General features: G+C 68.6%; 23 protein-coding genes and 5 pseudogenes. 9 read left to right on the top strand and 19 right to left on the bottom strand.

What is annotated here, in order from left to right; all coding sequences use genetic code 11:
- Nucleotides 1–77: 77 nt before the first annotated feature.
- The 3 genes from ACSHXC_RS40135 to ACSHXC_RS40125 all read right to left on the bottom strand — a co-directional run bounded on the left by ACSHXC_RS40135 (nucleotide 78) and on the right by ACSHXC_RS40125 (nucleotide 4113).
- Nucleotides 78–830 (bottom strand): transposase, encoded by a 753-nt coding sequence (locus ACSHXC_RS40135; protein ID WP_438296261.1) that lies wholly within the window; start codon nucleotides 828–830, stop codon nucleotides 78–80.
- A gap of 285 nt (nucleotides 831–1115) precedes the next feature.
- Nucleotides 1116–2900 (bottom strand): reverse transcriptase domain-containing protein, encoded by a 1785-nt coding sequence (locus tag ACSHXC_RS40130; protein WP_438296260.1) that lies wholly within the window; start codon nucleotides 2898–2900, stop codon nucleotides 1116–1118.
- A gap of 355 nt (nucleotides 2901–3255) precedes the next feature.
- Nucleotides 3256–4113: a transposase family protein gene (locus tag ACSHXC_RS40125; RefSeq protein WP_438296259.1), complete on the bottom strand. Its 858-nt coding sequence runs from the start codon at nucleotides 4111–4113 to the stop codon at nucleotides 3256–3258.
- Between ACSHXC_RS40125 and ACSHXC_RS40120 the strand changes: the two are divergent.
- A pseudogene (locus tag ACSHXC_RS40120) lies at nucleotides 4112–4690 on the top strand (hypothetical protein); the annotation flags it as partial. The gene ACSHXC_RS40125 and the pseudogene ACSHXC_RS40120 overlap by 2 nt on opposite strands.
- Nucleotides 4691–4757: 67 nt before the next feature.
- On the opposite strand, the gene ACSHXC_RS40115 reads toward ACSHXC_RS40120, so the two are convergent.
- Complete coding sequence (locus ACSHXC_RS40115; RefSeq protein WP_438296258.1) at nucleotides 4758–5375, bottom strand: DUF642 domain-containing protein; 618 nt, start codon at nucleotides 5373–5375, stop codon at nucleotides 4758–4760.
- A 125-nt stretch (nucleotides 5376–5500) separates the two neighbouring features.
- Entirely contained in the window at nucleotides 5501–5713 is a 213-nt protein-coding gene (locus tag ACSHXC_RS40110) for a hypothetical protein (RefSeq protein ID WP_438296257.1), read from the bottom strand.
- Between the two features lie 70 nt (nucleotides 5714–5783).
- Here ACSHXC_RS40110 and ACSHXC_RS40105 point away from each other — a divergent pair.
- A pseudogene (locus ACSHXC_RS40105) lies at nucleotides 5784–6022 on the top strand (hypothetical protein); the annotation flags it as partial.
- A gap of 273 nt (nucleotides 6023–6295) precedes the next feature.
- Here ACSHXC_RS40105 and ACSHXC_RS40100 read toward each other — a convergent pair.
- On the bottom strand, nucleotides 6296–6874 hold the full coding sequence (locus tag ACSHXC_RS40100) for a hypothetical protein (protein WP_438296256.1): 579 nt from the start codon (nucleotides 6872–6874) through the stop codon (nucleotides 6296–6298).
- A 133-nt stretch (nucleotides 6875–7007) separates the two neighbouring features.
- Between ACSHXC_RS40100 and ACSHXC_RS40095 the strand changes: the two genes are divergently transcribed.
- Together ACSHXC_RS40095 and ACSHXC_RS40090 are read left to right on the top strand one after the other, a co-directional pair.
- Nucleotides 7008–7685 (top strand): response regulator transcription factor, encoded by a 678-nt coding sequence (locus ACSHXC_RS40095; protein WP_344379586.1) that lies wholly within the window; start codon nucleotides 7008–7010, stop codon nucleotides 7683–7685.
- Nucleotides 7678–9114: a sensor histidine kinase gene (locus ACSHXC_RS40090; RefSeq protein WP_438296255.1), complete on the top strand. Its 1437-nt coding sequence runs from the start codon at nucleotides 7678–7680 to the stop codon at nucleotides 9112–9114. The genes ACSHXC_RS40095 and ACSHXC_RS40090 overlap by 8 nt, the downstream gene beginning before the upstream one ends.
- Nucleotides 9115–9287: 173 nt before the next feature.
- On the opposite strand, the gene ACSHXC_RS40085 is transcribed toward ACSHXC_RS40090, so the two are convergent.
- Nucleotides 9288–9842 (bottom strand): GNAT family N-acetyltransferase, encoded by a 555-nt coding sequence (locus ACSHXC_RS40085; protein ID WP_438296254.1) that lies wholly within the window; start codon nucleotides 9840–9842, stop codon nucleotides 9288–9290.
- Nucleotides 9843–10375: 533 nt separating this feature from the next.
- On the opposite strand from ACSHXC_RS40085, the gene ACSHXC_RS40080 reads away from it, so the two are divergent.
- The gene (locus tag ACSHXC_RS40080; protein ID WP_438296253.1) at nucleotides 10376–11890 is read left to right on the top strand and encodes a UDP-N-acetylmuramoyl-L-alanyl-D-glutamate--2,6-diaminopimelate ligase; all 1515 of its coding nucleotides are present in this window, start codon (nucleotides 10376–10378) and stop codon (nucleotides 11888–11890) included.
- Nucleotides 11891–12965: 1075 nt separating this feature from the next.
- Here ACSHXC_RS40080 and ACSHXC_RS40075 read toward each other — a convergent pair.
- The 4 genes from ACSHXC_RS40075 to ACSHXC_RS40060 all read right to left on the bottom strand — a co-directional run bounded on the left by ACSHXC_RS40075 (nucleotide 12966) and on the right by ACSHXC_RS40060 (nucleotide 15558).
- On the bottom strand, nucleotides 12966–13505 hold the full coding sequence (locus ACSHXC_RS40075) for a hypothetical protein (protein ID WP_438296252.1): 540 nt from the start codon (nucleotides 13503–13505) through the stop codon (nucleotides 12966–12968).
- A gap of 102 nt (nucleotides 13506–13607) precedes the next feature.
- Nucleotides 13608–14090 (bottom strand): hypothetical protein, encoded by a 483-nt coding sequence (locus ACSHXC_RS40070; protein WP_438290622.1) that lies wholly within the window; start codon nucleotides 14088–14090, stop codon nucleotides 13608–13610.
- Between the two features lie 107 nt (nucleotides 14091–14197).
- Nucleotides 14198–14584: a hypothetical protein gene (locus tag ACSHXC_RS40065; protein WP_438296251.1), complete on the bottom strand. Its 387-nt coding sequence runs from the start codon at nucleotides 14582–14584 to the stop codon at nucleotides 14198–14200.
- A gap of 653 nt (nucleotides 14585–15237) precedes the next feature.
- Entirely contained in the window at nucleotides 15238–15558 is a 321-nt protein-coding gene (locus tag ACSHXC_RS40060) for a hypothetical protein (RefSeq protein WP_438296250.1), read from the bottom strand.
- Between the two features lie 724 nt (nucleotides 15559–16282).
- Here ACSHXC_RS40060 and ACSHXC_RS40055 point away from each other — a divergent pair.
- Entirely contained in the window at nucleotides 16283–16591 is a 309-nt protein-coding gene (locus tag ACSHXC_RS40055) for a hypothetical protein (protein ID WP_438296249.1), read from the top strand.
- Between the two features lie 452 nt (nucleotides 16592–17043).
- Nucleotides 17044–17160, top strand: a pseudogene (locus ACSHXC_RS40050) (IS21-like element helper ATPase IstB); the annotation flags it as partial.
- A gap of 23 nt (nucleotides 17161–17183) precedes the next feature.
- Here ACSHXC_RS40050 and ACSHXC_RS40045 read toward each other — a convergent pair.
- From ACSHXC_RS40045 to ACSHXC_RS40030, 4 genes are all read right to left on the bottom strand, one after another.
- Nucleotides 17184–17501 carry a hypothetical protein gene (locus ACSHXC_RS40045; RefSeq protein ID WP_438296248.1) on the bottom strand — a complete coding sequence of 106 codons (318 nt, stop codon included), beginning with the start codon at nucleotides 17499–17501 and terminating at the stop codon, nucleotides 17184–17186.
- Nucleotides 17502–17657: 156 nt separating this feature from the next.
- Entirely contained in the window at nucleotides 17658–17888 is a 231-nt protein-coding gene (locus ACSHXC_RS40040) for a hypothetical protein (RefSeq protein ID WP_438296247.1), read from the bottom strand.
- Between the two features lie 475 nt (nucleotides 17889–18363).
- On the bottom strand, nucleotides 18364–18768 hold the full coding sequence (locus ACSHXC_RS40035) for a hypothetical protein (RefSeq protein ID WP_438296246.1): 405 nt from the start codon (nucleotides 18766–18768) through the stop codon (nucleotides 18364–18366).
- 1701 nt (nucleotides 18769–20469) lie between these two features.
- Nucleotides 20470–20871 (bottom strand): DUF732 domain-containing protein, encoded by a 402-nt coding sequence (locus ACSHXC_RS40030; protein WP_438296245.1) that lies wholly within the window; start codon nucleotides 20869–20871, stop codon nucleotides 20470–20472.
- Nucleotides 20872–21276: 405 nt separating this feature from the next.
- Here ACSHXC_RS40030 and ACSHXC_RS40025 point away from each other — a divergent pair, with 405 nt between their 5' ends.
- Entirely contained in the window at nucleotides 21277–21726 is a 450-nt protein-coding gene (locus tag ACSHXC_RS40025; RefSeq protein ID WP_438296244.1) for a hypothetical protein, read from the top strand.
- Between the two features lie 137 nt (nucleotides 21727–21863).
- On the opposite strand, the pseudogene ACSHXC_RS40020 reads toward ACSHXC_RS40025, so the two are convergent.
- Nucleotides 21864–22594, bottom strand: a pseudogene (locus ACSHXC_RS40020) (MBL fold metallo-hydrolase); the annotation flags it as partial.
- A gap of 351 nt (nucleotides 22595–22945) precedes the next feature.
- Here ACSHXC_RS40020 and ACSHXC_RS40015 point away from each other — a divergent pair.
- Complete coding sequence (locus tag ACSHXC_RS40015) at nucleotides 22946–23200, top strand: hypothetical protein (RefSeq protein ID WP_438296243.1); 255 nt, start codon at nucleotides 22946–22948, stop codon at nucleotides 23198–23200.
- A 199-nt stretch (nucleotides 23201–23399) separates the two neighbouring features.
- Here the strand turns inward: ACSHXC_RS40015 and ACSHXC_RS40010 are convergent, their stop codons facing one another.
- From ACSHXC_RS40010 to ACSHXC_RS40000, 3 genes and pseudogenes are all read right to left on the bottom strand, one after another.
- Nucleotides 23400–24167 carry an isocitrate lyase/PEP mutase family protein gene (locus ACSHXC_RS40010; protein ID WP_438296242.1) on the bottom strand — a complete coding sequence of 256 codons (768 nt, stop codon included), beginning with the start codon at nucleotides 24165–24167 and terminating at the stop codon, nucleotides 23400–23402.
- Entirely contained in the window at nucleotides 24164–24781 is a 618-nt protein-coding gene (locus ACSHXC_RS40005) for a hypothetical protein (RefSeq protein WP_438296241.1), read from the bottom strand. Before ACSHXC_RS40005 ends, ACSHXC_RS40010 begins: the two co-directional genes overlap by 4 nt.
- Nucleotides 24782–25192: 411 nt before the next feature.
- Nucleotides 25193–26460: pseudogene (locus tag ACSHXC_RS40000) on the bottom strand (IS701 family transposase); the annotation flags it as partial.
- Nucleotides 26461–26894 lie beyond the last annotated feature (434 nt).

The following is a 26894-nucleotide window of genomic DNA, read 5'->3' as shown; positions in this document are numbered from 1 at the left end:
GCAGCGATCGACGGGATCTTGAAGGCTTGTCCGCGTACAAGTGATCGTGGCTCCGGCAAGAATTTCGTAGACGGAGATCAGCGCGGGGCAGGTGGGTTGGAGCCTGGATAGCGGCGACGGAGGTGTGCGATGAGTACGACTCGTTGCCGGAGCAGGGGGATACCGGCCCGTCCTCCCATGATCCTTTTCTGGAGCTTCACGTCGGTGATGCGCCCTTCGTTGACTCCCGAGCTGAAGGATGTGGTGATCCCCTGCACGACTGCTGCCTCGTCCTCGCGGATGGACTTGGCCATGCTGGCCAGGGCCGGGAGGCGGGAGGTGGTGAGCCGGTCGAGCCAGGCGGGCAGCAAAGCGGCGTCCTGGGCGTCGAGCATCGCGGCGAACTCGCGGACCAGCGTGTGGGCACGCTGCAGCTCCGGACACTGGTCCAGCAAGCGGGACAGCCGCTCACGGACGTGAAGGCCGCGTCGGTCAGGGGCAGTGGCGATCCAGCGAGCGACCTCCCGCGGTGAGGGTGCCCGTTCGTGGACCTCTGCCAGCGGAAGACCGCGGCGCAGGGGTTGAACGGCAAGTTTCACCTGCTGATAGTGGCCTCGGTAGCCCTTGGCGGCGATCTCCTCGTGGAGGACGAAGGCGTTGTGCTCGCCCTCGTCCCAGCGTTGGCGCAGGTAGCCGAGATACGGGTCGAGTGGTGTGGGCCTGCGCGGGTAGCGGCGCCGGATGCACTCCTGCCAGGTCGTGGCCTGCGCGTACTTGCGCACGGTGCGCCGGTTCAGGCCGAGTTCACGGGCGATGGAGTGGTGGCTGCGGCCGCGGGCGGTGTCAGTCACTGCATGCACCGCTTCGAACAGTCGCTTCGCGTGGCGTCGGGCGGGCGTATCGGCCGCCTCCGGGTCCCTGACCTCCGCAGGCTCAGGGATGACGGGTTCGGGATCGGGTGCCGCGGCGGGCAGGCAGCCCCTGTGTGCGGTGGCGATCTCCTGCACCCGTCTCGACAGCCCCTGCCACAAAGTACTGGTGGGCCGTCAGCGAGGTGCCTGCTGAGCAGGTCCTTTTCCCACGGCCCCCAGCCCGAACGACGCATGCGACTTTCACCGCACGTCGCTCTCCAGTGACTACTCCGTGGGTGCTGCGACGGGTCTCTTGCCGTGGATGTCCACGTGACAACTTCCGCAGACCACAAGGGTTTTGCGGTGTCGCGCGGCCATGAGATCTGCCCACGGCGGCCGGTTGCCCGGTCGTCCGAGGTCCGCGAGCTTGGCGACGTGGTGGACTTCCACCTCGTCGATCCGCCCGCATGCCTCGCACCGTCCGGCGAGGAGCCGGGTGACCAGCTCCTTGCGTTTGGTGTTGACCGGGGCCAGCCGACGGTCGGTGATGACCGTCTTCTTGTTCCGTCGCAGCGGGATCCCGCCGAACCGTCCGACCAGTGGCTTCCTGCCGACGCGTTCGATGCGGGCCTCGAAGCACTTGCGTGGCCCGTGCGGTGTCTCGATGGTGGCCGCGTACGTGCGGGCCATCTTCGACACCGACGAACGGTGCTTGTTGGCGAGCGTCATCAGCATCGAGGTCTCCATGACCCATTGCAGCCGGGCGAGTCGGAAGACGTCGCCGGCCAGCAGGTAGTACTGGACGATGCCGCGGTACTCCGACCCGTAGGTGCTGAGAATGACGTGGTCGTCCTGGTTCAGCAGTTCGGGCCGACGCGCGGGTTTGCCGCGCTCCATGTACTGGGCTTGCTTGGCAGATACCACCGAACGAGGGACGCGCAGTCTGATGACCCCATTGACGGAACGGCGTCCGCCGGAGATCTTGCGGTCGTTGTGGTGCACGGTGAAGTCGTAGCCGAGGAACCTCGCCGCCTGGGTGCGGGCGTGTGTGATGAGCGTCTTCTCCGGCGATAATTCCAACTTGAGTTCGTCACGCAGGAATTGCGCCAGTCGCTCCTTGATTTCCTCGGCCTCTGCCTTTGGTCCGGCGAACCCGAGCAGGGTGTCATCGCAATAGCGCACATACCGAAGCCGCCGGTAGCCGGGATCCTGAGTATCCTGGCTTGGCATGCTGCGGAGTTGCTTGCGAAGCTCCCGCAACTGAATGTGGTCGCCACGCTTGCGGGCGCGTTGCATGGCCGCCCACACCCTAAAGAAGGCGCGGTTCGGCTTCCTGATCCTTCCCCGGGTGTATTCCGGGATCAGAACGTTCTCGACGTACTCGTCCATCTTATGCAGGTAAATGTTGGACAAGATCGGTGAAACAACCCCACCTTGCGGACTCCCGCTATGCGTGGCGTTCCAGACCCAGTCCTCCATGTATCCGGCCTTGAGCATGTTGCGCACCAGCCGAAGGAACCGGTTGTCGTGGATTTTCTCACCCAGAATCCCGAGCATGACCGAATGGTCAAGCCGGTCGAAACACTGGGCTATGTCCCCCTCAACAAACCAGACTGTTCCCGTCCAGGTATTAGCCACATCACGCAAGGCGGTGTGGCAGCCCCGGCGGGGACGGAAACCGTGAGAGGAGTTAGAGAACGTCGGCTCGTAATACGCCTCAAGAAGCAGGCGGATCACCTCGCCGACGATCTTGTCGCTCCACGGAGGCAGGCCAAGCGGACGCAGCTTCGCGCTGCCCCGCCCCTTCGGGATGTACACCCTGCGAGCTGGGCTCCATCGGTACCGCTCGTGGCGCAGCGCGTCGATGACGTGCCCGATCTTGCCCAGCGACATGCCGTCCACGGTCTCCCCGTTGACCCCCGGCGTCATTGCACCCTTGTTGGAGTACAGACGCCCGTAAGCCAGCAGATACAACTGCGGATTGAAGAGCTGTCGATACAATTCATTGCACGGCAGGCCACGCCTGCCGCGTTCACGGAGGACACCCAGCACCGTTTCGGCGCTCTGCATTTCGCATACCTCCCGAGTCTTGAGTGTCCGATCACCTGGACCCCTTCGCCCGATGCGGACGGCTTTCCCGTCCTCCTTGGCCGGTCGTGACTCCGGCGACTACTACGGGGCCTCCGTCGCCATAGGAAGACCTCATCCCTTAGGCGATCCCATGTTCGTCCTCGTCGTACGTCCTAGCGTGATGTAGGTGCCCAACTCATCCCCTTGAATGCCCTCGTTGGGCATCGCTCCGCGCTCCAGAGGTTGCGTCGAGTCTTTCATCACCTCGACACAGAGCACGGCGCCGGTTTCAGGCATCTTTCCGGCGGACTCGACCTTCAGTCTCCTGGGAATTTGGGTTCAGGCAGTTTAGCTTTCACCGTGTCACGCGGGTCCCTCGATACCCCGTCTCTGAAACCTGAGCCCGGTCATCGATTTCCTGGCATGCTCTGGTCCCCATCACCGTTTCCGGATTGGGTAAGCCATCAGACCCGAGAATCTCCCTCCAAATTCCCCCCGACTGAATCGGGGATACGACAAGGCGCCGCATGGCGCACTGAAAACGGTCGCTGACCTGCACCGCATCCGGGGCCCCGTCGGTGATGCCCTGCCGGTAGACCAGCGAGCCGTCTCGACAGACCACCTCAACTCCGGGGTGCGTGCGCAGCCACGCGGCCAGCTGCTCGGCGTCGCGCCCAGCCCACAGCTCGATCGGCAGTCGGGTGTCGGCATCCACGAGCAGGGTCCCGTAGACGTCTGCGTACAGGGCGAAGTCGTCCACGCCCAGCACCCGCGGAGTTGCGGCCGCCGGCAGCGGGATACGCATCAAATGGAACAGCACACTCGTCCGCGACAGCGGCACCTGCAGGATCTGCAGCAGCCGAGCCCCGCCGCGACCGGCGAGCAGTACCCCGGCCATGACCACCAGGTGTTGCAGCAGCGGCGTCCGCCGTCCGTAGCGCACGGTCAGCCCCTCGACCTGCTCAGCAAACGTCCGCCGAGCACAGCCCGGGCCGTCGCAGAACAATCGCCGCACCGTCAGCCCGATCAGCACCGGGCGCTCGCCGACGGCTAAGTCGGCCAGCGTGCGGACATAGCGGCTGTGCACCCGCGCAGAGCCACGACCGCAGTCCGGACACCCCACCGTCAACTCGCGGGTACAGGCCGCGACACGGACCACGCCGCCCGCCACCCACACCCGCTCCACCCGCACCACATCCAGGTGCGGAGACATGATCCGTACGAGGTCATCACACTCGCCGACAGTGCCGCTACCCGTGACGGAGTGTCACCGGCGCACGGTGGCACACCCCGTCTTCCCGGAAATCTTGCCGGGGCCACGATCACTTGTACGCCGACACCCGTCCGCTCAGGTCCCTACAGGAGAGCTACACCCAAAGCCGAAGGCCAGCCAGCCACCGTCTGCGACGCCAAGACCTGGCCCCAGCCCGTACCCAGCGTCGGAGGCCGACCGCCGGATACCCGCCCGGAGCAGCAGGACTGGTTGCGCGGCTACGAGGCCGCGTCCCGCTACCGGGAGCTTGAGGGTGATCTGGGCCCTACGAACACCTCGAAGGGGCCCCTTGAGCCGGTGGCTCGCGGATCAGCGGCGGGTCTGGCGGGCCGGACAGATGCCCAGCAAGCGGGCCGACGAACTCGACGAGCACGGCATCGTCTGGGACACCGACGACGCCCAGTTCGCCAAGAACCTCGCAGCCGTGCGGGCGTACTTCGCAGAGGACGGCACGCTGGCCGCGCCCTGGCACGCCACCGCGCTCGACAAGCCGGTCGGGCAGTGGCTCACCAACATCCGCCGGCCCGGCGACCGGGCAGGGCCTGCTACGAGCCGAGCGGCGGCGTGTCCTGTCGCGTGTCCTGTCAGCCGCTTACGGGTGTCAGCTGCACGTTGTCGAGCAGCGGGCCGTGCTCGGCGAAGCCGGCGGGCTTGTCCGGGGTGTAGTCGAACGTGTTGTTGGAGAACTCCAGCCAGGTCGTCACAGTCCGCGCGGTGAACCGGTAGGTCTGGTTCTCCCAGCCCACGTCCTGCGGCGCGTTGCCGGCCGGGTCGACCGAGAAATCGCGGGCGCCGCCCGGGGAGGCCGTCACCAGCACGTCCTTGACCGTGCGGGGCTCGGCCGGGTCACCGGCCAGAGCGAAGGACACCGCGTACTTCTGACCTGGCACGGTGTCGAAGGACTGCCGGATCGTGCCCTCCCCGACGAGCTGCACGGACTGCCTGCCCTCGGCCGCATTCAGCACCGCGGTGTCACAGACACGGACATCACCGGCCGTCACCGCCCACGCCTCCAACTGCTCGCCAGCATGCACGGTCCGGCACTGTCCGGGCATCAGCGACGGCGACTCGAAACCACCGCCGGCGAACGCCTCGGCCAACGCCTGCGGAGCCAGCACCAGCGTCACAGCCACCGCGCCACACGCAGCCACCGCCACCCCGAGCATCCGCCGTCGGCCCGCACGTAAATCCACTGCACCCATGCCACTCCCCCTGCTCTCACTTCCGAAGATCAACTAGACGACCAGCTTCACGGCCACGAGACACACGCGCAACACAGTTACCAACGACCGCAGACCTCATGAAATCTCGGGGGCGACCCCGAGCATCAGCCCACCGATGCATGCACACTCGCCATGAGGCCCTCGGCCGCCCACCGGCCCCCGGCAACAAACGGACCGACCACCGCATCGGCCCCCAGTGCGCTCGGCTGCCCGGCGGCCGGCTCGACGTGCAGGGTCGGGGCAATACGGACGTCGGAACGGATGTCGTGCACGGCCTGTTCACCGACGCTCAAGGTGAGCACGGGAACGACGTTCACCGTGGGGACGTAGGGGCGGTTTCGGTTCGCTCGGCGGGGTGACGCGTCGTCATCACGGCGTCGGCTTCGTGTGCTTGCTGTCGCTGGCTGTTCATGCGGGCGCGAGGAGAACGCGGTGCTGCGCCGACAGCTGGCTGGCCCGGTCCGCTACGAGCCGGCCGATCGATTCTGGTTCGCTGCCCTCTCGGAGCGGATACCTCGAGTCGTTGGCGCGAGGTCTTCCCGGTCACGCCCGGCACCCCGCTCAGCTGGCACCGACGATTCATCGCGGGGAAGTGGGACTACAGCGCGCGCAGGCGTACTGGTCGGACACGCCACCGCATCCAACGAAAACGCCCCAAGCCAGGGCGTGGGCGTCCCAGCCGCCGGGCGGACGCTGCTCACGCTAGGCCCGGGCTCCCCGCCGCCACGACGGCCCACGGACCGACATCGCGTCGCCGTCCGTGCACCCCGGGATTGAACGCGCCTACACCCGCTGATGTACGCGCCCGGTCTCGACGCAGGCATCGGTCCCGTCCCAGCGCGACGCATCCGCCCTGCCTGGGCTGGACGGATGCGTCGATCAGCTCATGACGGCTGCGGTCAGCGGGTCACTTCCCGGCCCTGATCGGCCACGGTGTTGCTCGTGACCGTGCCGTCGGCGCCGGCCAGCGTCACCGCGTGCCGGACCCCGTCGGGACCGAGCACCACGGCCTGCCAGGCACTGCCGCCACCCTGCTGGGCGACCACCCGCAGCGATTCGACCTTGCCACCGGAAACGGCACCTGCCGCCTTGTCCACAGCCTGTGCGGCAGGCAGCGCGGGCAGCGGCACCGGGGCCTGCGCGAATCCGCCCGCGACGGAACCCCATTGGCCCGGCCCGGCCTGCCGCTCCTTCTTGCCTCCGTCCCGGCCCTCCTCCTCCGGTCCCCCGCGATGGCCTCGGCCCTCGGCTGCGAACCGGCCGCCGCCGCGCTCCTCGTGGTGGTGCTCCGCCACCGCCACGGCCGCCGCACCGCCGCCGATCAGCACCACCAGGGCGAGCACCACCCATCGCGTGCGGCCCTGACGGGTCAGCCTGGCGAACCGGCCGCGGCGCCCCGCCGCCTTGCCGGTCTGCCCGGCAGCCTCCTCGCCCGGACCCACGGGGTGCTCGGGAGGCTGGGGATTGGACTGTGTCATCTGGCTGCTCCTCGCGTTCCACCGGACGCGCGCCCGGCTCGGACAGAGCATGCGAGCACATTGCTGAAGCTTTGCTGAAGCCACCTGAAGAAGCCTTCAGCAACCTGGCGAGGGGACCTGAGAACCTTGGCCCATGCGCGTACTGGTGGTGGAGGACGAGCGGCGGCTGGCCGCGGCCCTGCAGCGAGGGCTCCAGGCCGAGGGCTTCTCGGTGGACGTCGCCCACGACGGCCCGCAGGGCCTGTGGCTGGCGGGCGAGCACGACTACGACGTCATCGTGCTCGACATCATGCTGCCCGGAATCAACGGCTACCGGGTCTGCGCCAGGCTGCGCGCCGCGGGCTGCGAGTCGGGCATCCTGATGCTCACCGCGAAGGACGGCGAGTACGACGAGGCGGAGGCCCTCGACACGGGCGCCGACGACTTCCTGTCCAAGCCGTTCTCGTACGTCGTCCTGGTGGCCCGGTTGCGCGCGCTCATCCGGCGCACGGGTCGGCGCAGCCCGCAGATCATGGAGTTCGGTGACCTGGTCATCGACCCGGCCAGGCAGCGCTGCACGCGGGGCGGGGTCGAGGCCCGGCTGACCTCGCGCGAGTTCGCGGTGCTCGTGCATCTGGCCCGCCGCGCCGGTGAGGTGGTGCCCAAGCGGGAGATCCTGGAGCAGGTGTGGGACGCCGCCTATGAGGGCGACCTGAACGTCGTCGAGGTGCATGTCAGCGCGTTGCGCCGCAAGATCGACGCCCCCTTCGGGCGGGCCGCGGTGGAGACCGTCCGCGGGGCGGGCTACCGGCTGGCGGCCGACGGTGGCTGAGCGGCACGAGCACGGCGGTGCCGAGCCCGGGGCCGTGCCCCGCCGAGTCGTCGCCCGGCTCCGGTACCTCGCCCGGCGTCTGCGGCCCCGGTCCGTGCGGGCCCGCGCCACCCTTGGCGCATCCGTCGTGGTCGCGCTGGCGCTCGGCGTCGCCTCCGCCGGGCTGCTCGGGCTGCTGGAGAACAACCTGATGCGCAACGCGCAGACCGACGCAGAACGGCAGGCCGTCCTCATCGCCGGTCTCGCGGCCGAGGGCCGGCTCGACCCCGTGCTGGCGCCGGAGCGCGGCACCGATTTCCTCCAGGTCGTCGACGCCCACGGCCGGGTGCTCGCAGCCAGCCCCAACCTGACCGGCCGCCCCGCCGTCTCGACCGCCCGCCCCAGCGCGCCGGGCACCGTACGCGACACCTGGAACGGCAGGCCGGTGCGCGAGGAACACCGCCAGCGCGTCGTCCAGGTCACCACCGCCACCGGGAGCGGCCTCGTCACCGTGTACGCGGGCACTTCGCTGCGGGAGGCCGACGCGGCGGACGAGTTCATCCGAGCCGCGCTCATCTTCGCGGTGCCCCTGCTCGTTCTGACCGTCGCCCTCATCACCTGGCGGGTCACCGGCTGGGCACTGCGCCCCGTGGAGGCGATCCGGGCCGAAGTCGCCGAGATCAGCGACCGCGATCTGCATCGCCGGGTACCCGTGCCGCACAGCCAGGACGAGATCGCCCGGCTCGCGGCCACAATGAACACCACCCTGGACCGCCTCGAAGCGTCCGTGACCCGCCAGCGCCAGTTCATCGCCGATGCCTCGCACGAACTGCGCAGCCCGATCACCGTGCTCCGCACGCAACTTGAGGTGGCCCAGGCCCACCCCGACCCCGACCTGTGGAGCCAACTGCTCAGCGGCGCTCTGGAGGACACCGTCCGGCTCCAGGACCTGGCATCCGATCTGTTGCTGCTCGCCCGGCTCGACACCGCGCAGGCACCCCCTTCCGCCGCGGTCGACCTCACGGAAGTCGTCCGGGAGGCGGCCCGTGCGCGCAAGGGTGACCCGGTCCCGGTGGATACCGAGATCGCCCCGGACATCACCGTGCGCGGGAGCACGCTGTGGCTCGCCCGGCTCGTCACCAATCTGCTGGACAACGCACAACGCCACGCCAACCACCGGATCCTGCTCTCCCTGAGCGTGGACGAGGCCGGCAACACAGCGGTGTTGGAGGTCAGCGACGACGGCCCGGGCATCCCACCCGCCGACCGCGAACGCGTCTTCGAACGCTTCACCCGGCTCGACGACGCCCGCAGCCGCGACCAAGGCGGTTCCGGCCTCGGCCTGGCCATCGCCCGCGACATCGCCACCCACCTCGGCGGCTCACTCACCATCCAGGACTCGGCGCCAGGGGCCCACCTGGTGGCTCAGCTCCCGCTGGACGACGGCTGACAGGACGTGCCGAGTCGGAGAGACTCGGTGCTCGCGCATGCGGTGTCGCCGAGCCGGTTGATGTGCTCGGTCAGGTACAGCCAGGTGTGGGCCAGACTCTCCGGAGCGATCTCCCGGCCCTCGTCCGGCCGTTGCCTGGCGAGTCACTCCGGCGTGGGCGGCGGTCGTTGCCTTCAGATGCTTGCCGGGGATGCCGCTTTGCGCCAGTGGCTGGCGAGCAGACCGAACAGCAGGTCGTCGGTCCACTCGCCCTTGATCCAGGTGTTTGCCGGGCGCCGCCCCTCGTTCTGGAAACCCAGCCGTTCCAGGAGCCGTACGGAGTCCAGGTTGCGGGCGTCGCACTCCGCGGACAGCCGTCGCAGGCCACGCCCCTCGAACAGGTCACGCATCACGGCCCACACCGCCTCAGTGGCATACCCCTGCCCCTGTCGCTGCGCAGCGAGCGTGAAGCCCAACTCGGCCTGCATGCGGTTCTCATGCAGATTCACACCTACATCGCCCACCAGACAACCGTCGGCCTTGAGTTCGACCGCGTACTGGAACCATCCGGGCTGCCCGGGGTCGCCACCGGCGAACTTCCGCACGAGAGCGGCCGCGGACTCCGGCGGAACCGGTGCGGTCCAGCTCTGGTAGCGAGCGACCGCCGGGTCCGAGCGATACGCGGCGAATACGGGCGCGTCCTCCGGCCGGAAACGGCGTAAGCGGAGCCGGGCGGTTTCAAGAAGCATGGGACGAGTGTCCCGTCTCTCGCGACCGGCGTCGATCGGATATGTCACCGTACCGGCGGTGCTTCCGAAGGCGAGCGAAGCGTGGGTCATCGCGGTACGCCGGGTGATGGTGCCGGCGTCCCGTCCCTGACCGGAGGCGGGATCCGTGCGGCGCTGTGGGACGTACACTCCATCCATGGGTTACACATATGCGGTGGGGGAGTGCCTGAGAGGCGCCCCGAGCATGCTGTGTCCCACCGCGCCACGGATCCGCTGTCGCGCGCTGCACGGTTTCGGCTAGCTCGGGCCGACCGTTTCCTCACGGTTCCGATTCCGGTCCCCTTTTCCGGACGCAGCGCGCTGCCGTCCGCCCGCGCCTTCTCTCCATCGCGTTTCCTCCGGTTCGCGCGCATCGCACGGTTGCCACACCACTGAGCCGTCTGTCGCGCATCCCTTCCACGCCCCCGCACCATTCCCGCGGCTCCTCGGCGTGCCGTCGCCGTTGTCGGCGACGGCCGGACGTCCGACTGGCCCGCACCCTTGAGAGGACCCCTGTGAAGTTGAGCGAGTTGTTGGCCGGGCACGACCACGAGGTTCTCCTGGGCGACCCGGATACACAGATCACCGCGGGAACGTGCTTCGACGCGCACCGCGTCTCACCGGGGACCCTGTTCATCGCGGTGCCCGGGCATCGCGAGGGCGGCCCCGAAGCCGTCGGCCCTGCCCTGGCACGCGGCGCCGTCGCAGTGCTCGTCGACGCCTCGACACCCGACCTCCCGGCCTCGGTGTGGACGACGGAAGCGGCCGTGTGTGTCGTACGGGTCCTGGATGCGCGGACGGCGGCCGCATTCGTCACCTCCCGCTACTACGGCGAGCCGGGCCGGGACATGGACATGGTGGCCGTCACCGGCACCAACGGGAAGACCTCGGTCTCGTACATGGTCGAGTCCGTGCTGCGGCTCGCCGAAGGCGCACGGGTGGGGGTGATCGGGACGGCCGGCAACCGAATCGGCGACGCACTGATCCCCATGCCGCGATCGGTGCTCACCACACCGGAATCACCGGACTTCCAGTATCTGTTGGGTCAGATGCGCGACCGCGAGGTGAGCACCGTGGTCCTGGAGGCCACGTCGATGGGCCTGCTGAACCACCGGGTGGACCACGCCTTCATCGACGTCGGCATCTTCACCAACCTCACCCAGGACCACCTGGACGATCACGGCACCATGGAAAACTACCGGGACGCGAAGCTGCGCCTGTTCCAGGGGCTGTGCCGACGGGCGGTGGTCAACGCCGACGACCCGGTGGGAGCCGGAATCGTGGCGCTGATGCCCGGCGAGGTCACCACGTACGCCCTGGACTCCGAGGCTGACTACCGGGCGAGCGAGCTGAGCATGGACGCTTTCGGTACGCGCTTCACCCTCCACCACGACGGACGGAAGTACCCGGCGGCCATCCCCGTCCCCGGGCGGTTCTCCGTGGCCAATGCCCTCGCCACCGTGGCGGCCTGTCACCTTCTGGGGCACGACCTGGCGGGGCTGGTCGCCGCGCTCGACCGGATGCCACCGGTTCCGGGACGTTTCGAACGTTTCCAAACCCCCCGCGGTACGTCCGTGATCGTGGACTACGCGCACTCGCCCGACTCCCTGGACAAGGTCCTCACCGCCATCCGGGAATTCGCCACCAACGAAGTCATCACCGTCTTCGGCTGCGGCGGAGACCGGGACACCACCAAGCGCTCGCAGATGGGCGAGATCGCCGGCACCCACTCCGACCTGGTGGTTCTGACCTCGGACAACCCCCGGAACGAAGACCCCGAGGCGATCCTGGACCAGATCACCCCGGGCCTGGTGACGAGCGGTACTCGCTTCGAGCGGTACGCCGAGCGCAGGCAGGCCATCGCCTTCGCCCTGTCCGCTGCCGGGCAGGACGACATCGTCCTCGTCGCGGGGAAGGGGAGCGAGCCGTACCAGATCGTCGGCGAACAGCTGCTGCCGTTCAGCGACATGGCGACCGTGCGCGAACTCGCGTCCGCGCAGAAGCAGTTGTGCGCCACGCCGACAACCTGAATCGCTGCCTGCACTACGCGCCCGCCGCGGTGCCCCTACTCGCGAACGCTGTCGGCCCAGATCCGCATGAGATGCTGTTCGCCGCAATCGTCTACGTCTTGGTCAGTGGCTGCGCCTGGCGCATGCTGCCGGTGCGGTGGCAGGCCATCACCGACCGCGGCATCCGCCTGCACCGCCGCACCTACGACTGCGACCTGCTGGGCCCGCATCGGGGCCAGGACTCCGAAGTGGCAGCCCGGGGCAGGAAATGGGTAGTCCACACCAACCCGCACGACGTCCGCCAGATCTGGGTCCGCCTCCCCGGGCTCGGGCTGGCAGAGATCCCGTGGATCCACCGCGAACACGCCCACCAGCCGTTCAACGAACGCACCTGGCCGTACCTGAAGACCATCACCACGCGCCACGAAGGCCATGACCGGTACGAGGCGGATCTCGCCGAGGCCCTCGATGAACTCAGGCGCCGCGCGCGTACCGGATCTGCCACCCGCACCGAGCGGTACCTCCTCGCCCGCACCACACCCACCCGAACTCCCCCACCACCACATCCCGAACTCGAGCCAGAGGCGCAGGAACTGAGCGCGGCAACCACGGAGACGGGACAGGACAGCCTCGACGACCTCGACCAGGACGCGCAGGCCCAGGGCACGGAGTCCACCGTCGAGGACGAGGCCCCGGAAGGACCGGCTGGCTGCGCCGGTGGCCGGGTACGGGCTCTACAACGCCGAAGCGGAAGTCCTCACATGGTGACGGGCAACAGCCCTGGCGCGACAGGCACCGCGGCGAAGGCAGGCATGATCACGCTGGGCGAGGCGGGTGGGAACACGCCCGCCGACGAGGAACCAGCCGGCGGGGCCTGGCTGGTGACCACCTGGCAGGGCTGGCAGCACTTCGCCACCACCCCTCCTACACACCAACTAACACCCCGCCAGCGTTACTCGACAAGGGCAGGGTTGCTCGCCCGCGCCACCCGCGCGGTCATCGGCGGAATCTGCGCTCCGGAACGGGGACGTGCGGGCATCGGGCACCTCGACAGAACAGCGAAGAGCAGAACACTGGGCGTCGATCTTCGCGTCCTTCAGGAAGCCGTAGTACCGCTGCCGAACGTGTGGTTGTCCTTGGTGAGTTGCCCCAGGCCCCAGGAACAGGTCGAGTCCGCTTCTGCCGCCCGGCCGAGGGTCGCGTCGATGCGCCGCTGCAGGGCGTCCACGTCGTCCTGGGTCACCACCTCCACGGGGTCGCCGTGGGACATGCGGCGGGGCTGGACGCTGCGGGTCAGGGTTCCGCCGGCGAGGATCGTGATGCCGGCGGGCGGGTTCTCGTAGAGGTTCTTGAGGTCGTCCCGGGCCGCCTTTATCTGGTCGTGTGCGGAGCTCAGCAGGTGGGCGATGCTCTCCGCCTCGGTGACGGCATCGGTGAACTCGTCGGAGACCCGGACCACGAACGGCTTGGTGACGGCGGCGTTCTCGCCCTTCCACTCGGTGCCCTGCGCCAGGCTGCGCATGCCCCCGGCCTCGCTGGCGACCTTCTTCAGCAGGACCGCCATGGCGGCCCAGTCGTCGGCCGCCGACTGGAGCGGTGCGAGTTTGATGTGGAGAAGCTCTTCGAACGTCGGCACCGACCCGGCCCCCTGCCATTCCCGGCGTCGCCGCCGTCGTTGTTCCGGAGAATCCCCGGTTTGCTCCGGAATCCCTCCGCCCGCACACACCCCTTACAGGGGTCACATGACGGGACCTTCCGCCTTCGGCACATGCGGCACGTCGGAACCCGAAGCGGGTGGCGGCACGTCCAGGTACTCGGAGATCTTGGAGACCCGCAGCTGCGCGCCGATGAACTGGTCATCCTGGTTCGACGACTTCACCGAGTAGTCGAGATGGTCGGAGATCTGCGCGCAGGCGTCGAGCAGCACCTGAAGCTGCCCCCGCCAGCCCTCACCGGCCCTGGCCAGGGCGGCGCCCGTGCCGAACCCGTCGCCCTCCAGGCTCTTCACGGCGGCCTGGCTAGCCTGCCGTGCGTGCTTGCCTGCACTCGACAGATGCTGGTGCAGCAGGAAGGCTGCGTGCCCGATCTTCCCCATGTCGTCGTACTTGAGGACCAGGTCCGCACCATCGGGCGACGGCCCGCCGGGATCCATGCCGGGCACACTGTCCAGCCGCACCTGGGCCTGCGCCTTCAGCGCCGCCCACTCCTGATCGAACGACATGCCCCCCCACGCCCCGTCACATGGCTGATCAGACGAGCCTAACCCGGGATGATCTCAAGGATCCGTCAAGATGAGACGGCCCACAGAAGGGCTGCGTTCACAAGGCTTCAGACAGCGGGCAGGTCCGCCTCGACGTCGGGCGGGTGGCCAGCGCGGTCTTCCGCGAGCATCACGCTGTCGTGCGGCCAGCCCTCGAGGGGCTGGACCGTGATCCGCCGACCCTGTGGGCGTGCTCCGGCCTTGGCGAGTGCCTCACGGGCCACGGTCGTGCACGGCCCGTCGGCGAAGACCGCCTGCAGTCCGGCGTCACTGTGGGCGGCAACCGCGATGAGCAGCCTGCTCTTCTTCACCGTGACCGCGGGACGGATGTCGGGGTCGTCGACCAGGGGATGGTGAGCGGCCTGAACGCTGTGCCACCCGCCGAAGGCAGCCACCCGCGCTGCTCCGTCGCTGCCGACGGCCGCGTTGCCGTAGTCGAGGTAGGCGGTCTTCACCTACGCCTCGGCAGCCTCCTCGGGCGTCTGACACGTGGGGCACACCAGACCGTGGCCCGGCCCTGGCGCCAGTCGACATTCCCCCCCGTCGCCTTCGGTGTGGAGCTCCCCGCAGCGCAGGCACCGTGCAGGACGCGGGCTGGTCTTCGAGGGCATGACGCCATCCTGCCCGACGCAATACCCTTCCCCGGGCGGGCTCTGACGTACCCGCAGAGTGCGATCAGGTGCACGGGAGTTGGCCCCGGCCCAAGGACGCCTTCACAGCACAAGCGGCGTGCGCTCCGAAGCCAGAATTCTGTCTCGGTTGCCTTCACCTGATTGTCCCGCCCGGACAGGCCGTTCACCGTAAACCATCCAGGTCGGCGCGCTCATGCAGGACAACCAGATGAGAGATTCGAGCCGACATTTCTGCGCGAGCCGGCCGGCGGATCGTCAGGGCCGGCGAAGGCGAAGACCCGGACGGGCCGGCATCAGGGCACTGGGCAAGGAGCAGGCGCAGTCCCACCTGGCCCGCTTGGGGGCGCTTCGTGAGCAGTGCGTGGGGGACACGGAGTAGTCGGCGGGGTCGGCGCTGTCAACGGCGAGAGGGCGCAGCCAATGACTGCGCCCCCATGAGGCCCGGAGGCCCGCACATCAGGTGATCCAGGTGTGTGTCAGCCGTAGGTCTCGACCCACATGTCGAGGGCCCCGCCGCCGCCCGCCGAGCAGTTCAGGACCGAGGCCCACTCCTTACCCATGGAACGGCCGCCCTCCGAGCCCTCCATGCCCGTGTGAACGCCACCGACGTTGGCACAGCTGCCGTGGACCTTCCAGCGGCCGTTGCCGCTGTCGCACCAGCCGATGCCGTTTCCGTTGTTGTCGGTCCAGGCGTGGCAGTTGGACGCCGCACTGGCCGACGGCGCGGCAAAGAGCATCGCTCCCGCCACCACAGCCAGCGCGGCGGACGTGGTTCCTGCGAAACGCAGACGTGACATGACAGCTCCCGTTTTATCTCGTGTGAGGTGTTTCCGCTCGGCCGTACGCACGCCGCTACTCAGCAGGCGGCCAGGCACGAGGAGTGGACCGCCAGTGGTCGGCCAGCGCTCCACACAACCGTATGCAGCGGGGTGCCCGCCGAGTGTCAGCCAGCCCTTCCCGCACATCGTCCCATCCCCGTCCCAGCCCGTGACCTGCGACTTGGGACGTCCCGCCCTGCCGAAGTAGGGACAGCCGGGTCTTGAGCGACGCTCAAGGTGCTCATAAAAGTGGAGGTCTGTGACATTCACGGTGACCACGGCCGGAGTGCGTCATGTTGTCGTTCGTGTGCGGAGACACCGTGCACATCAACTTTCCGTCCCCGGCCTGCTCTTGGCGGCCGCCCTGCTCGTCGTCGACACCCTGTCGCTCGTGTTCCTTCGAGTGGGCCGTCTGTCCCATGCGGAGTGGACGATCAACGGGCTGGGCAGCGTGCGACACGAGCTGCCCCTGGCGCGGGCAGCTCGGTCGTGGTGATGCTGGTGGAATGCGGGAGGCCCCTGTTCGTGATCGCCGTGGCGAGGTCCGAGACGAGTGCGCTGCCGTCGTGTCCGGCCCGCGAGGCGCCCCTGCGGCCGTGGGGCTATGCCCGCGAGCGCGCGGTCCGGCTGCCTGAAGGCGGCCTCCGGCGGCTGCGGCCGAGACGGGCCCGCTGCGGCTCTTGTCGCACCACACACGTGCTGCTTGTCGCCGTACTGCCTGCTCCGGCGCGCGGACAGCGTCCACACCATCGCCGTGGTGCTCCTGGACCACGTAGCCGGGCACGGCCACCGCCGCATCGCCCAGCGGCTGCGCCGGCCTGCGACGACGGTGCGTGGCTGGCTCCGCCGCGCGGCCGCACGCGCCACGTTCTGGCGCCACCACGACGTGATCTACGCCTACCAACTCAGCCCGGACGCAGACCCGTCCCTGCCGCAGGCCACCGAGCCGGCCGAGGCCCTCGACATCCTGGGCGAGGCCGCCCGCGTCGCCCAGGAGCGGCACGCCGACTAGGCGGCCACCGACCTGTACGTCGCGGTACAGCGCGAAGTCGTCCACACCCAGCACCCGGGGCGTGACGGCGGGCGGGAACGGCACTCTCAGTCAAGTGGAACAGCACGCTGGTACGCGAGAGCGCCGCGCTCACAGGGCCGAAGGAGTCAGCTGACTCAACCACCACGGCCGTCAAGTGCGGAAGCAGCTCGAAGACTTCAACAGCACATGAGAGGAGTATTCCCCCTGACCGGCACCCAACCGACCTCTCCCCGCAGTGATCTCCGCCTACCGAAATCTTGCCAGGGCCGCATGAGCTCGTACGCGGGCAACCAACAGCTCCGCGATGCTCTCGCACAAGCCCATGGCCAACTCCGCGCAGCCCGCCTTGCCGCCGAAAGCTCGTAGTCAAAGACAACCGTCCACGACACAAATCCCCTGGCCACCGGCTAGATCAGGCAGTTGAAGTCGAAATAAGCACCGCCATCGTCGACCGCCTCACCTTCGGCGGCAACATCATCGAGACCGGCACCGACTCCTACCGCCTCGCCACCACCCGCGCCCGAGCTGAACAGCAAGCCGTCGGCTGATCCATCGCCCGCACCACTCGACGCTACCGGGTATTTGCCTTTCCGAGTTCGACTGCCAACGCAGCCGTGTCTCGCAAGTGCTTGTAGTACTCGGTCGCGCCGTCCTCATCATCGATCGAAGGCAGGACCTTCTCAACGGCCGCGAGGCAGATGAGAAGGATTTTGTGGCGCTTCTCATCAAGGGGCCCAGACAGCGACGAGAGGACACAGCCGGCGATGTCCGCGTCGAGCAACACCATGTCTTCGCCTTCGATCTCTCGACCGCGCATGTGTGGTGGGAATGGCGCGCGCATGTGCTCTTCCCACAGCCGTGAGAGCAGGTCCAGTTCCGATTCGCTCATGTTCGCGATCATGCCTTACAGGCCAGGCTCTGCGGGAGAGAGCTCCCGCAGAGCCGTCGGATGACCGCTCGACCTGCTTCCTCGGCCACGGCCAGGAACCTTGCCTGCCGACGCGCCGGTGCTGCTAGATCTCGACAACATTCTGCTGGCGCAAGGTCATCGTCCGCTCTCGGAACCCGCTGACAAGTGCTCTCCCGGTGTCACCAACGCAGCCAGCCAGTGGTGGCCGACGCTGACCACGCCGTCCTGCGCCACGTCGATCTGAGTCCACCCGCCCCCGTAACAGGCACCGGTGTCCACGTAGTTCCCCTCGACGGGCATCTTCGGCAGGTCGACCACGGCCCGCACCAGTTGGGAGTGATCCTGCAGCCGGCCAGCAGTCGTCACGGGATTGGCCCGCGGCCACGACGGCACCGCACCTGAGTACATCTACTCAGCGGGCGCCGGTCCCCCGTGGGACAAGTCTGAGTAGGCCCGCAGCCCCACGCGGCACGATGAAGGCGTCGAACACGCCTTAGTCGCATCCGGGAGGCGTAGTAGAGGTATGCGCAACGGCACGGTGGGCACCCAACATCCGCACTCGGACGAACAAGGACTCCATGAAAACCACGAGCATTCAGGGAACAAAGGCCGACGGATTCACCGGCGGCGCTCGCCGCTGATACTCGGTGCCCGGTCTGTTCCCTGAAGGTATTGAGCAGCGTCACCGGCAGGGGCAGCACCCACGCGGGCGACGCAGCGTGCGTGTTGGATCCGCAAAGGACTTTGTTCTTCGCCAGGGCGCGGGAGTAGTCGGCAACAGTCTCTCGTACGAGGGAAGAGCCGTGCGGTGGTCGCCGATCTGGTAGATGTCGAGATCCGGCTAATAGTGTTCTCCGCGGTAGGGGTGCACGTTGAAGCCGATCCCGGGTACCCACAGTTCGCCGTCGTCGCCGGCACTGATGTCCCAGGCGGTGACCTCGTCAGGACATGTGGTGCCGCGGGCACGCAGATCGGCGATGACCACGCGGGCGAGTTCAGCAGCGGCCGTCGGATCGGTCTCTGGCAGCTCAATACGCCACCAGCGGTGCTCATTCACACAGTGCCAGCCTCTCGCACGCATCTCGGCGGCACGCTCCGGCGTCTGCTCCTGATCCCGGTCGTCGATGGCGGCCTGGAATTCACGGCCCGTGTCCGACGGGCTGAACGACACAACCAGGCTACGGACCCGGTCCCGCGCGGTCCAGATCGTGCATGCCACCCAGTCGCCGGGGGCTTGCACGGGCATGTGCTCCGCCCAGAGGCGAGCATCCCTGCCAGCCACTCCTCAGCCGACTGCCAGGTCTCCGCCGCCGCGTGCCCCTTAAACGTCCAGCCGTGGTCAACGCCCGGGCCCTGGCGGTCCAGCTGCCACGTGTAGGGCAGCCGGCCCGCATCGAAGTTCCAGAACTCGTCCTGGACGAACGCCTGTGCCTCGTGCACGGACAGCGTCGTCTCACGGTGATCCCCGGACAGCAGCAGGATCCGCTCCTCACTGCTCCACCGCACGCTGGGCCCCTGGGCCGTCCCGCCCAGCAGCGTGGGCCGGCCGATCCGCTCCACGATCGCCTCGTAGACCGGCCGCAGCACCCCACGACGCTCGACCAGCCCGTCTCCCGGCTCATACGCCAGGATCGTGAACGCACGATCCAACTCGGCACCCTCACCAGCGAAAAGCGCCTCCGCGAGATCCGCCGCGCCCTGACAAGCCTGCCCCGTACTCTGTGCGCTCTGTGCCATGCCGCTCATCCTCTCAGCGGCCTCTGACAGTGCCCCAGCCCGCCTGGACAAGCGGCTTCGAGGCCTTCCCTGATCGCCCTCGGGATGCACGACGGCGCCCTCCCTTCTGGAGCCGGTCAGGCCGGGTTCGCTGGCGGGGGCGGAGTGCGGGCGTGGCCGCGGCTGGAACTGCCCTGCCTCAGTCGGCAGGGAGTGCGGGGGTTCCGGGTACGGCGGGCGCTGAGGGGAGGGCGGGGTTGGGAGGAGGATCGTCGGCTTCGGCCGGGGCGGCGGGGCCGAAGCCGAGCAGGGCCAGTAGGGCAGCGGTTGTGAGGGGGCGGTGAATGCGTCGCACTGACAGGCCCTTCCTGACCGTTCGCGGCAGCGGCGGAATGCACACGTCATGACCGCGCGCTACTTGGTGATCAGGGGCCCTGAGGTTTTCGGATCGGCCCAGGGGCTTCCCTGTCCGTCACATGGGCGAACTGCATGTCGCACAAACAGGCTGCTGCGCATTGACGAAGCGCGCCTCCGCTGGCTCACCAGCCCCATAACAAGTGAAGCGGTACAAGGGCCCCGACAGTCCGAAGCCCGCCGCCCCGAGTTGAGGCTGGCGGGCTTTGTCGTTCCGGCGCACCCTGCCGGGCGTTGAGGTCCCCGGGAAGGTGTGCGGCCGTGTCCGATGCGGCTGGAGCTGCCCTGCCTCAGATGGGGAGTGCAGGGGCTCCCGGGATGGCGGGGATTGCAGGAAGGGCTGGCGCTGAGGGGAGGTCGGGGAGTGAGGGCATGGGGACTCCGGGGACGCCGGGTGCTGCGGGGAGGTCGGGGAGTGAGGGGACAGGACCATCGGCTTGGGCTGGAGCGGCGAGGCTGAAGGCGAGCAGGGTCAGCAGACCGCTGGCGGTGAGAGTGCGGAGGGTATGGCGCATGGCGGGCCCTTTCTGTCCGTTCGCGGCAGCGGCGTTGGCTCAACCGCGTGGATTGGTGATCAGGGCGTCCCGAGGTTTCTCGGGTCCATACGGGGGCTTCCCTGTCCGCCATTTGGGCGAACTTCATGTCACCCGAACGCATTACATGGCATTCGCGTGCACGCCTCCGCTGGCTCTTCAGCCCCACTACAAGCGTTACAAGGAGGAGAGCGACACTCGGCGACCAGTAGCCGCTGTTCCAGGGCCTCACAGCAGAAAGGGCCGCTGCCCCGTGTGGGGTGGTGGGCTTCGTCGTGTGGTGTCTACTTGGGGCCCGCCACCCATGTGTTGATCTTGCTGGCCTGGTCGGGGCAGAGGGCAGACGCAGCGGCGACCAGGGCCCGGGTAGCGGTCTCTTGGAAGTCCTGCCGGATGCGGGCGGCGGCGGTCTCGACGGTCTGCCCGTTGGCGAGCATCGAGCAGATGGTGTGACCCTCGGGCGTGATGATGCTGGGGTCGGTCTTGTCGAAGTCGCCGGGGTCGTGGTTGCGGACCTGTTGGACGTAGGCCTCGTCATCGGTACTAGCCGTGATCGTCGCGGTCCTGGTGCTGGGGTTGGCGGCGCGGGTGGCGGGCCGACCGTCGACCTTGGGCGGGCTGCTACTGCATGCGGTGAGGAGCAGCCCTGCGGCGGCGAGGACGGTGGCGGTGCGGGTGTGGTTCATACGGCCCCCTACGGTGAGGGGCTTATCGGACCGCTCAACGGCCTTGCTCGGGGCGGGTGTTGCCGTTTCGTGATGCGGGTTCACTCGCCGGCCCCATTCACCGGACGTGCTCGATCGTCATCCGTAGGGATCCTGGGTCGTCGTGGGAATGTCCTGGTCGTGCGGGACTTGCCGATGGCGAAGCAGGCTCTGTTGCCGAAGGCGCCCGCCTCGGTGCTCAACCGGTTCACCGAGACGACGGGGCCGGCTGTGGTTGAAGTCCGCTGCAGCGTGTGCGCGTTGGCGGGTCCGAGCTCTTGGGCCGTCACCCGGCGGGTCCACAGCCGGCATGGACGCCGACTCCCCGCACCTGAGAACCGCCCACCCCTGTGCCGTAGCCTTGTCGTGATGTCCTTCATAGCCAGAATGTCCGAACGCCATGCCACGAAACTGGCCTGGCTCATCATCCTCGGTGGCGCCGCATCGGTGGTCGTGGGAGATCCCCTGTGGCGTTGGGTGGCCGGTCTCGGGCCGGGTGCCGGCTTCGCCTTCGGCGTGTTCTGCGGCAGCGGCATTCTGTGCTGCTGGGTGCTGGCCGCAGCCGCGTTGAGACGGCGGCAGTGGGTTCGCTGTATCGGCGCGGCAGCCGTGGGCTGCGTGGCGTTCCTGGCTCTGGCGTGCCTGGTTCCCGGGCGCAACGGCCGCCTCGTCGGCTACCTGGCCATGGCGAGCGACCAGCGCATGTGGGTGGAGGAGAACCCAGCAGTGTGGGGGGCCATCGGGACCGGCCTCGCCCTCGGCGCGCTGGCCGTCTGGTCTGGAGCGCCTCGCCGCGCCACGGGACGACGGCGGCGCCCCGGATCCGTCAAGGAATAGTCGGCGAGGGGCCAGGATCACGTCCGTGGACGTGATCGGAGCGCATGTCAACGAAGCCGAAGTCGTAGCGTCAGGCAGCGCGAACCATAGTCGCCAGAGCCCCGGGCGGGCCGGTGAACCAGGTTTCACCTAAATCCCCGTGAGTGCCTGGCCGCCTCAGGGCCGCTCCCATTCAAGTAGGCGGGCTCGGGGTGGAGCAGCTGGAGCGCGTGCACCAGGAGGTCGCCGGTGACGAGCACCAGGTCGCGCCCGTCGGTGACCAGCACACTCTGGTGCCCGGGCGTGTGACCAGGCGTGATGGCGCCCGGCGCGCAGTGGCGTGTCCCCGTCGAGGAGCCGGAGCCGGCCGGCCCGCCTCGAGCGGGTCGGTGAGGGTCTCGCGAAGCTGCGGGTTGAGCGCGTCGAGGGCGTCGAACTCGGCACGCTGGAGGAGGTATTCAGCGTTCGGGAAATACGGGCGGCGGCCGCCGGTCGAAGCGTTGCCGTCCACCGCGCCGCCCGCTGAGGGGACGGCCGTCTCGGTCACGACCGCCCACCCGACGTGGTCGGTGCGCAGATGTGTGAGCACCACGGTGTCGACGTCGGCCGGGTCGATGCCCGCGGCGGCGAGCGACTCGGGGAGCACATCGGGCACAGGCGCCCACGCGGCGGCCGGGCCGTCCGCCGGACCGATCCCGGCGTCCACCACGGTGAGGCCCTTGTCGCCGCGGATCGCGTACGCGCGGAACTGGAGCCACCAGCGGCCCTCGGCATCCATCGCGCCCGGGTCATAGCGGTCGGCCCCGACCCACTGAGCGGCCGTGGCCCCGGGGAAGGCCCCGGCGCACGGAAAGAAGGCGGATCGGTCGTCGACCAGCTGGCGCGTCAGTCCTGGCCAATGAGCGCGGCTTCGCCCAGCGCGTCGATCGTCTCAGTGAGCAGGGTGGCACGTGGGCGGAACGCCCCTCACACCGTAGCGGGCCACAGACTCGCGATTCCTTGTCCAAACGGATGCCCCGCTCAGCCAGCTTGCCGGTAACACAGGCCTGCTTTCGCGGGCGCCCAGCAGTCCTTCTCCAGCGTGCGACTCCGCCTCCCGCCAGTGTCGAGGGCGTGTCCAAGGCCAGCTGTCCGCAGCCTGGTTGCGGACACGACCCGGGCTCATGCGACTGCACGCAATGGGCGCAAGACCGCACACACTATGATGATCTTGCATTTGCCATGCTTTGGGGGTACTTCAGTGACCAAGAAACCGGGCAACTGGCCGCTGACCGGTGCGTACGGCACCGCGGCCGTAGCCATGCTGCTCGGACTGTGGTGGACCGTGGTCATCATCACGGGCGGGACACTGCCCCTGCTGGGCATCGAGTCCGAAGGCGAACCCTTCCTCGGGTTCGCCTTCCTCATCGTCGTCACCCCGCTGTTCGCCACCATCGCCTTCTGGACGGCCTTCATCCCGCTCGCGCTGCTCGCCAAGATCCTCGGCAGGTGGTGAAGGAGTAGCCCCAGTCCGAAACTCGCAAGGTGAGGCCATCGGCCCCGAACTTCATAGCCCCAGCGCACGTAGGCGCCGTAGCCATGCGAGAACATCCGCTCCACGCCAGCATTCTCAACTCCGTCTCTGTCCAAGGGAGTTTGCCGGCTCCTTGACCCGTACTCACGCCTGCCATCCGTGGCGATCGTCTGGAATCGATCTAGCGACTGAGTGCGTCGATTTCCGCATAGCCGGGGATACCGGGGGGCAGTGGCTGGTCTTCCCGGACCGCGAGAGCCGTGGTGACCGTGGCGTGCAGGGCTGCGCGGAAGAGCAGTGAGCCGGTGCTGACCCGCCGCACGCCCAATTCCCCCAACCGGTCCAGGCCCAGGGCGGGTAGGTGCAGCACGTTGACCGGCACAGGCACGGCGGCGGTCACGGCGGCGATGTCCTCCTCCCTGGCCAGGCCCGGCACGAAGATCCCGTCCGCGCCTGCGTCCATGTACCGTCGCGCGCGGTCCAGCGTCGCAGGCACGGTGGCGTCGACTCCCAGCCAGTAGGTGTCTGTGCGGGCGTTGAGGAAGACGTCCGGCGCACGGCGCTTCACCGTGCGGACCAACGCCATCTGCGTCGTGGGATCGGCCAGCTGGTGTCCACGCCCGTCTTCCAGGTTGATCCCGCTCACTCCGAGGTCGGCCAACTCGACTACCAGGTCACCTACTTCCCCCGGGTCGGTGTGGAAACCCGCCTCGATGTCAATGGTGACCGGACACGGCAGCCGGACCAGCCTCCGCGCCAGCGCGAGGGTCTCATCGCGGGCCAGTCCCGCGGCGTCAGGGAGCCCTGCGGCGGCGGCCACGCCGAGGCTGGTCGTGCCGATGGCAGCGAACCCGGCGGCGGCCAGCGCCGCGGCTGATGCGAAGTCCCAGGCGTTGGGCAACAGCAAGGGCCGGTCCGCGTGATGCAATGCGTGGAATTCGGTGGTCACCGGGTCCTCGCTTCCACCAAGCCGGCCGCGAGCGCGAGTGCGTGCTCACGGCCGGGGCATGCGTGGGGGCCATCCCCGAAAGGCGCTTCGGTGAGGCTGACCTCCACGAGCGTGCCGTCCGGCGCCACTCGGCGGGTCAGGGGCACTGGCGGATCGGTTCGACCGGCCAATGTGTTCGCCACCAGGGCCTTGGTTGCGGCGCAGGCCTGAACGAGCAACCCGATCCGGTTGGCCGCGGCTTCGTCGGCGACACCGCCGCAGGCCTCGACCAGCCGAGCGACCGCCCGATCCGCTTCCTCGGTAATTGCGGTATGCGGTTGGTAGGACTTCGCCACCACGGCGACATCGTCAGCGACGCACCCGGGCAGGCCGAGTGCTTCGGCGAGCACCTCGACCGGGCCTTCCCCGCGCTCAGCTGCCCGCAGCCGAAGACTTTCCGGGTCGATGGACGCCAACTCGTCCACTGCCAGCACACGCCTTCGCTGGTGGGCTGTACCACTGCTGAAGCGCGCGACGGAAGACCTCAGCCAGGCGACGCCATCGGGTGAGGAGTCGGGCACCGGCGGGACGACGAACTCCGGGTTGGTCAGCACAGAGTGGCTTATCAAGGACATGGCGCCAGACTAGCGGGCAGGTACGACATCACGACTGAGCCCGCAACCGGCGAGAGTTCCTCACGGCGCGACAGGCCCAGGCCAGCAAGCTGTCCCCCCCCCCCTTGGAACCGGCGGTGGGGCAAGTCCGTCGGTCCGCGGGACGACGTCAACCAGGTGCTACAACTCCCCCAGGTCGGTGCCGAAGCCGTACGGCAGGGCATTGGCGACGGCAGCCATCAGCTTGGCCTGGGTCAGCTCCCCCTGCGTCGCGCCGCTGACACGCCTTGGGCCGAGGACGAGCGCCGTGAGTGACGGATGGGGACGGACCGGGGCGGGACCGTCAGGCCCTAGTAGTGCTTCGTTAGGTTCTGGCTCGGCTCGTTGTGAGGGGCTGGCCTCAGGTGGTGCAGGTGCCGGTCCAGGACCGCAGCATGTCCTGCAGGGTGTCGAGGACGTGGTAGAGGCTCGGGCTGCGGTCGGGCTTTTGGGTTCAGGCGCCGGAGGGTGTGGAAGGCCTGGGCGGCGGTGACGAGGGTGACGTGGTGGTGCCAGCCGCGCCAGGTGCGGCCTTCGAAGTGATCCAGGCCGAGGCCGTGTTTGAGTTCGCGGTAGTCGTGCGCGATGCGCCAGCGCATCTTCGCCTGCCGCACCAGATCGGCGATCGGAGTGGTGGCGGGCAGGTTGCTCATCCAGTAGCCGGTCGGCGCGACTCGGCCTCGGCCTGTTCAACGAGCAGGGTCCGTAGGGGCAGCACGCCGTCCCACTGAGCGCGTCCACCGGCCTGTTCCCGGGCGCTTTGGCGGGCGAGTTTGCCCGCGGGCCGCACCTGGAGCACGGCGAAGCGGGAGGTCATGTAGCCCTTGCTGCCGTGGCGCCAGGTTACTTGCGGGAAGGGGATGCCCGGCATCGATCAGGGTGGGCAGAGGCCGGCCTGGCGTGCGGTAGCAGGGCCGGGTGGGTGGACCCAGCCCGCCATAGGGCGGCTGATGCGGCTCGGCCGTCTCCGCCTGGGCGGTCTCCTTGGGGTCGACGGCCACCACGTAGGACCAGCCGCGCTCTTCGAGTGTGAGCCGGAAGCCGACACTGCGGCCGTAGCCGGCATCGGCCACGATCACCGGCACCGACGCCCCCAGCCAGTCGGCCAGCCGGTCCAACAGCCCCAGGGCCAGGCGGGACTTGGCCACGTGCCCGACACCATCGGGCACCCCGGCAGCCTTGCGCCGCCGGGCATCGCCGGCCCATTCCTCAGGCAGGAACAGCTCCCACTCCAGCGGGCAGGACGCCATGTCGGTGGCGGCGTGCACGCTGACTGCGACCTGGCAGTTGGCCCGCTTGCCCAATGCTCCGCAGTACTGCCGGGCCACTCCCACCGACGCCGTCCCGCACTTGGGGAACGACACGTCGCCGACCACCCACACCTCGGGCTTGATCACCTGGCACAGGCGCTCGGCGATCCACCGGTGCACCGGCGCCCAGTCCCACGGCGACTGGCCGACGAACTGCTGCAGGGCCTGCATGTTCCCGTCCGGCAGGCGCTCGGCCATCGGCTGGATCGACCTGCGCCGACCGTCCAGCATCAGGCCCAGCAGATAGCACTCGCCCCAGCGCCGCTGGTCCTTGCGCGGCAGCGAGGCGAACACATCGTTGACGAACAGCTCCAAGCCCGCCCGCAGATGGGCAACTTCATGTGCGTCCACCCACCCAACACGCTCCTGATCAGCCCCGACGAACAGACCTAACGAAGCACTACTAGCGCCACAGCAGCCAACGTTTGCCCTGTTGTGATGCGATGCGCGGCTCGGGTCCCGTCCTGGGTGGCGTGCAGCCGTCAAGGCTGTGCGGATGGCAGAACGAGTACGCATGCGTGAGATCGACAGCGGAGCTGAGCACGCACGCCATGGGCCGGAGGTCCCGCTGATCGGGGCTGTGACGGCCTGGCACGGAAGCTCTGCGTGGGAGGGCGAGCGGCAGGCGGCCACTGCGGCTTTTCATTTGATATGACCTTTGTGTTCGCATCTGGCCTGCCGTCATATGCCGGACGTAGCGTGCTGTGTGCTGACGCGGGGAATCGGCTGCTGGCTCGCCGCGCGGGCCGGCGAGGAAAGGGGAGGTCGCCCGATGGCACCATCAC

It is taken from the genome of Streptomyces sp. HUAS TT7, from assembly GCF_051550175.1.
Classification (GTDB): domain Bacteria; phylum Actinomycetota; class Actinomycetes; order Streptomycetales; family Streptomycetaceae; genus Streptomyces.
Note: the sequence above shows the minus strand (reverse complement) of the source record. Positions and strands in the feature narration are given on the sequence as shown.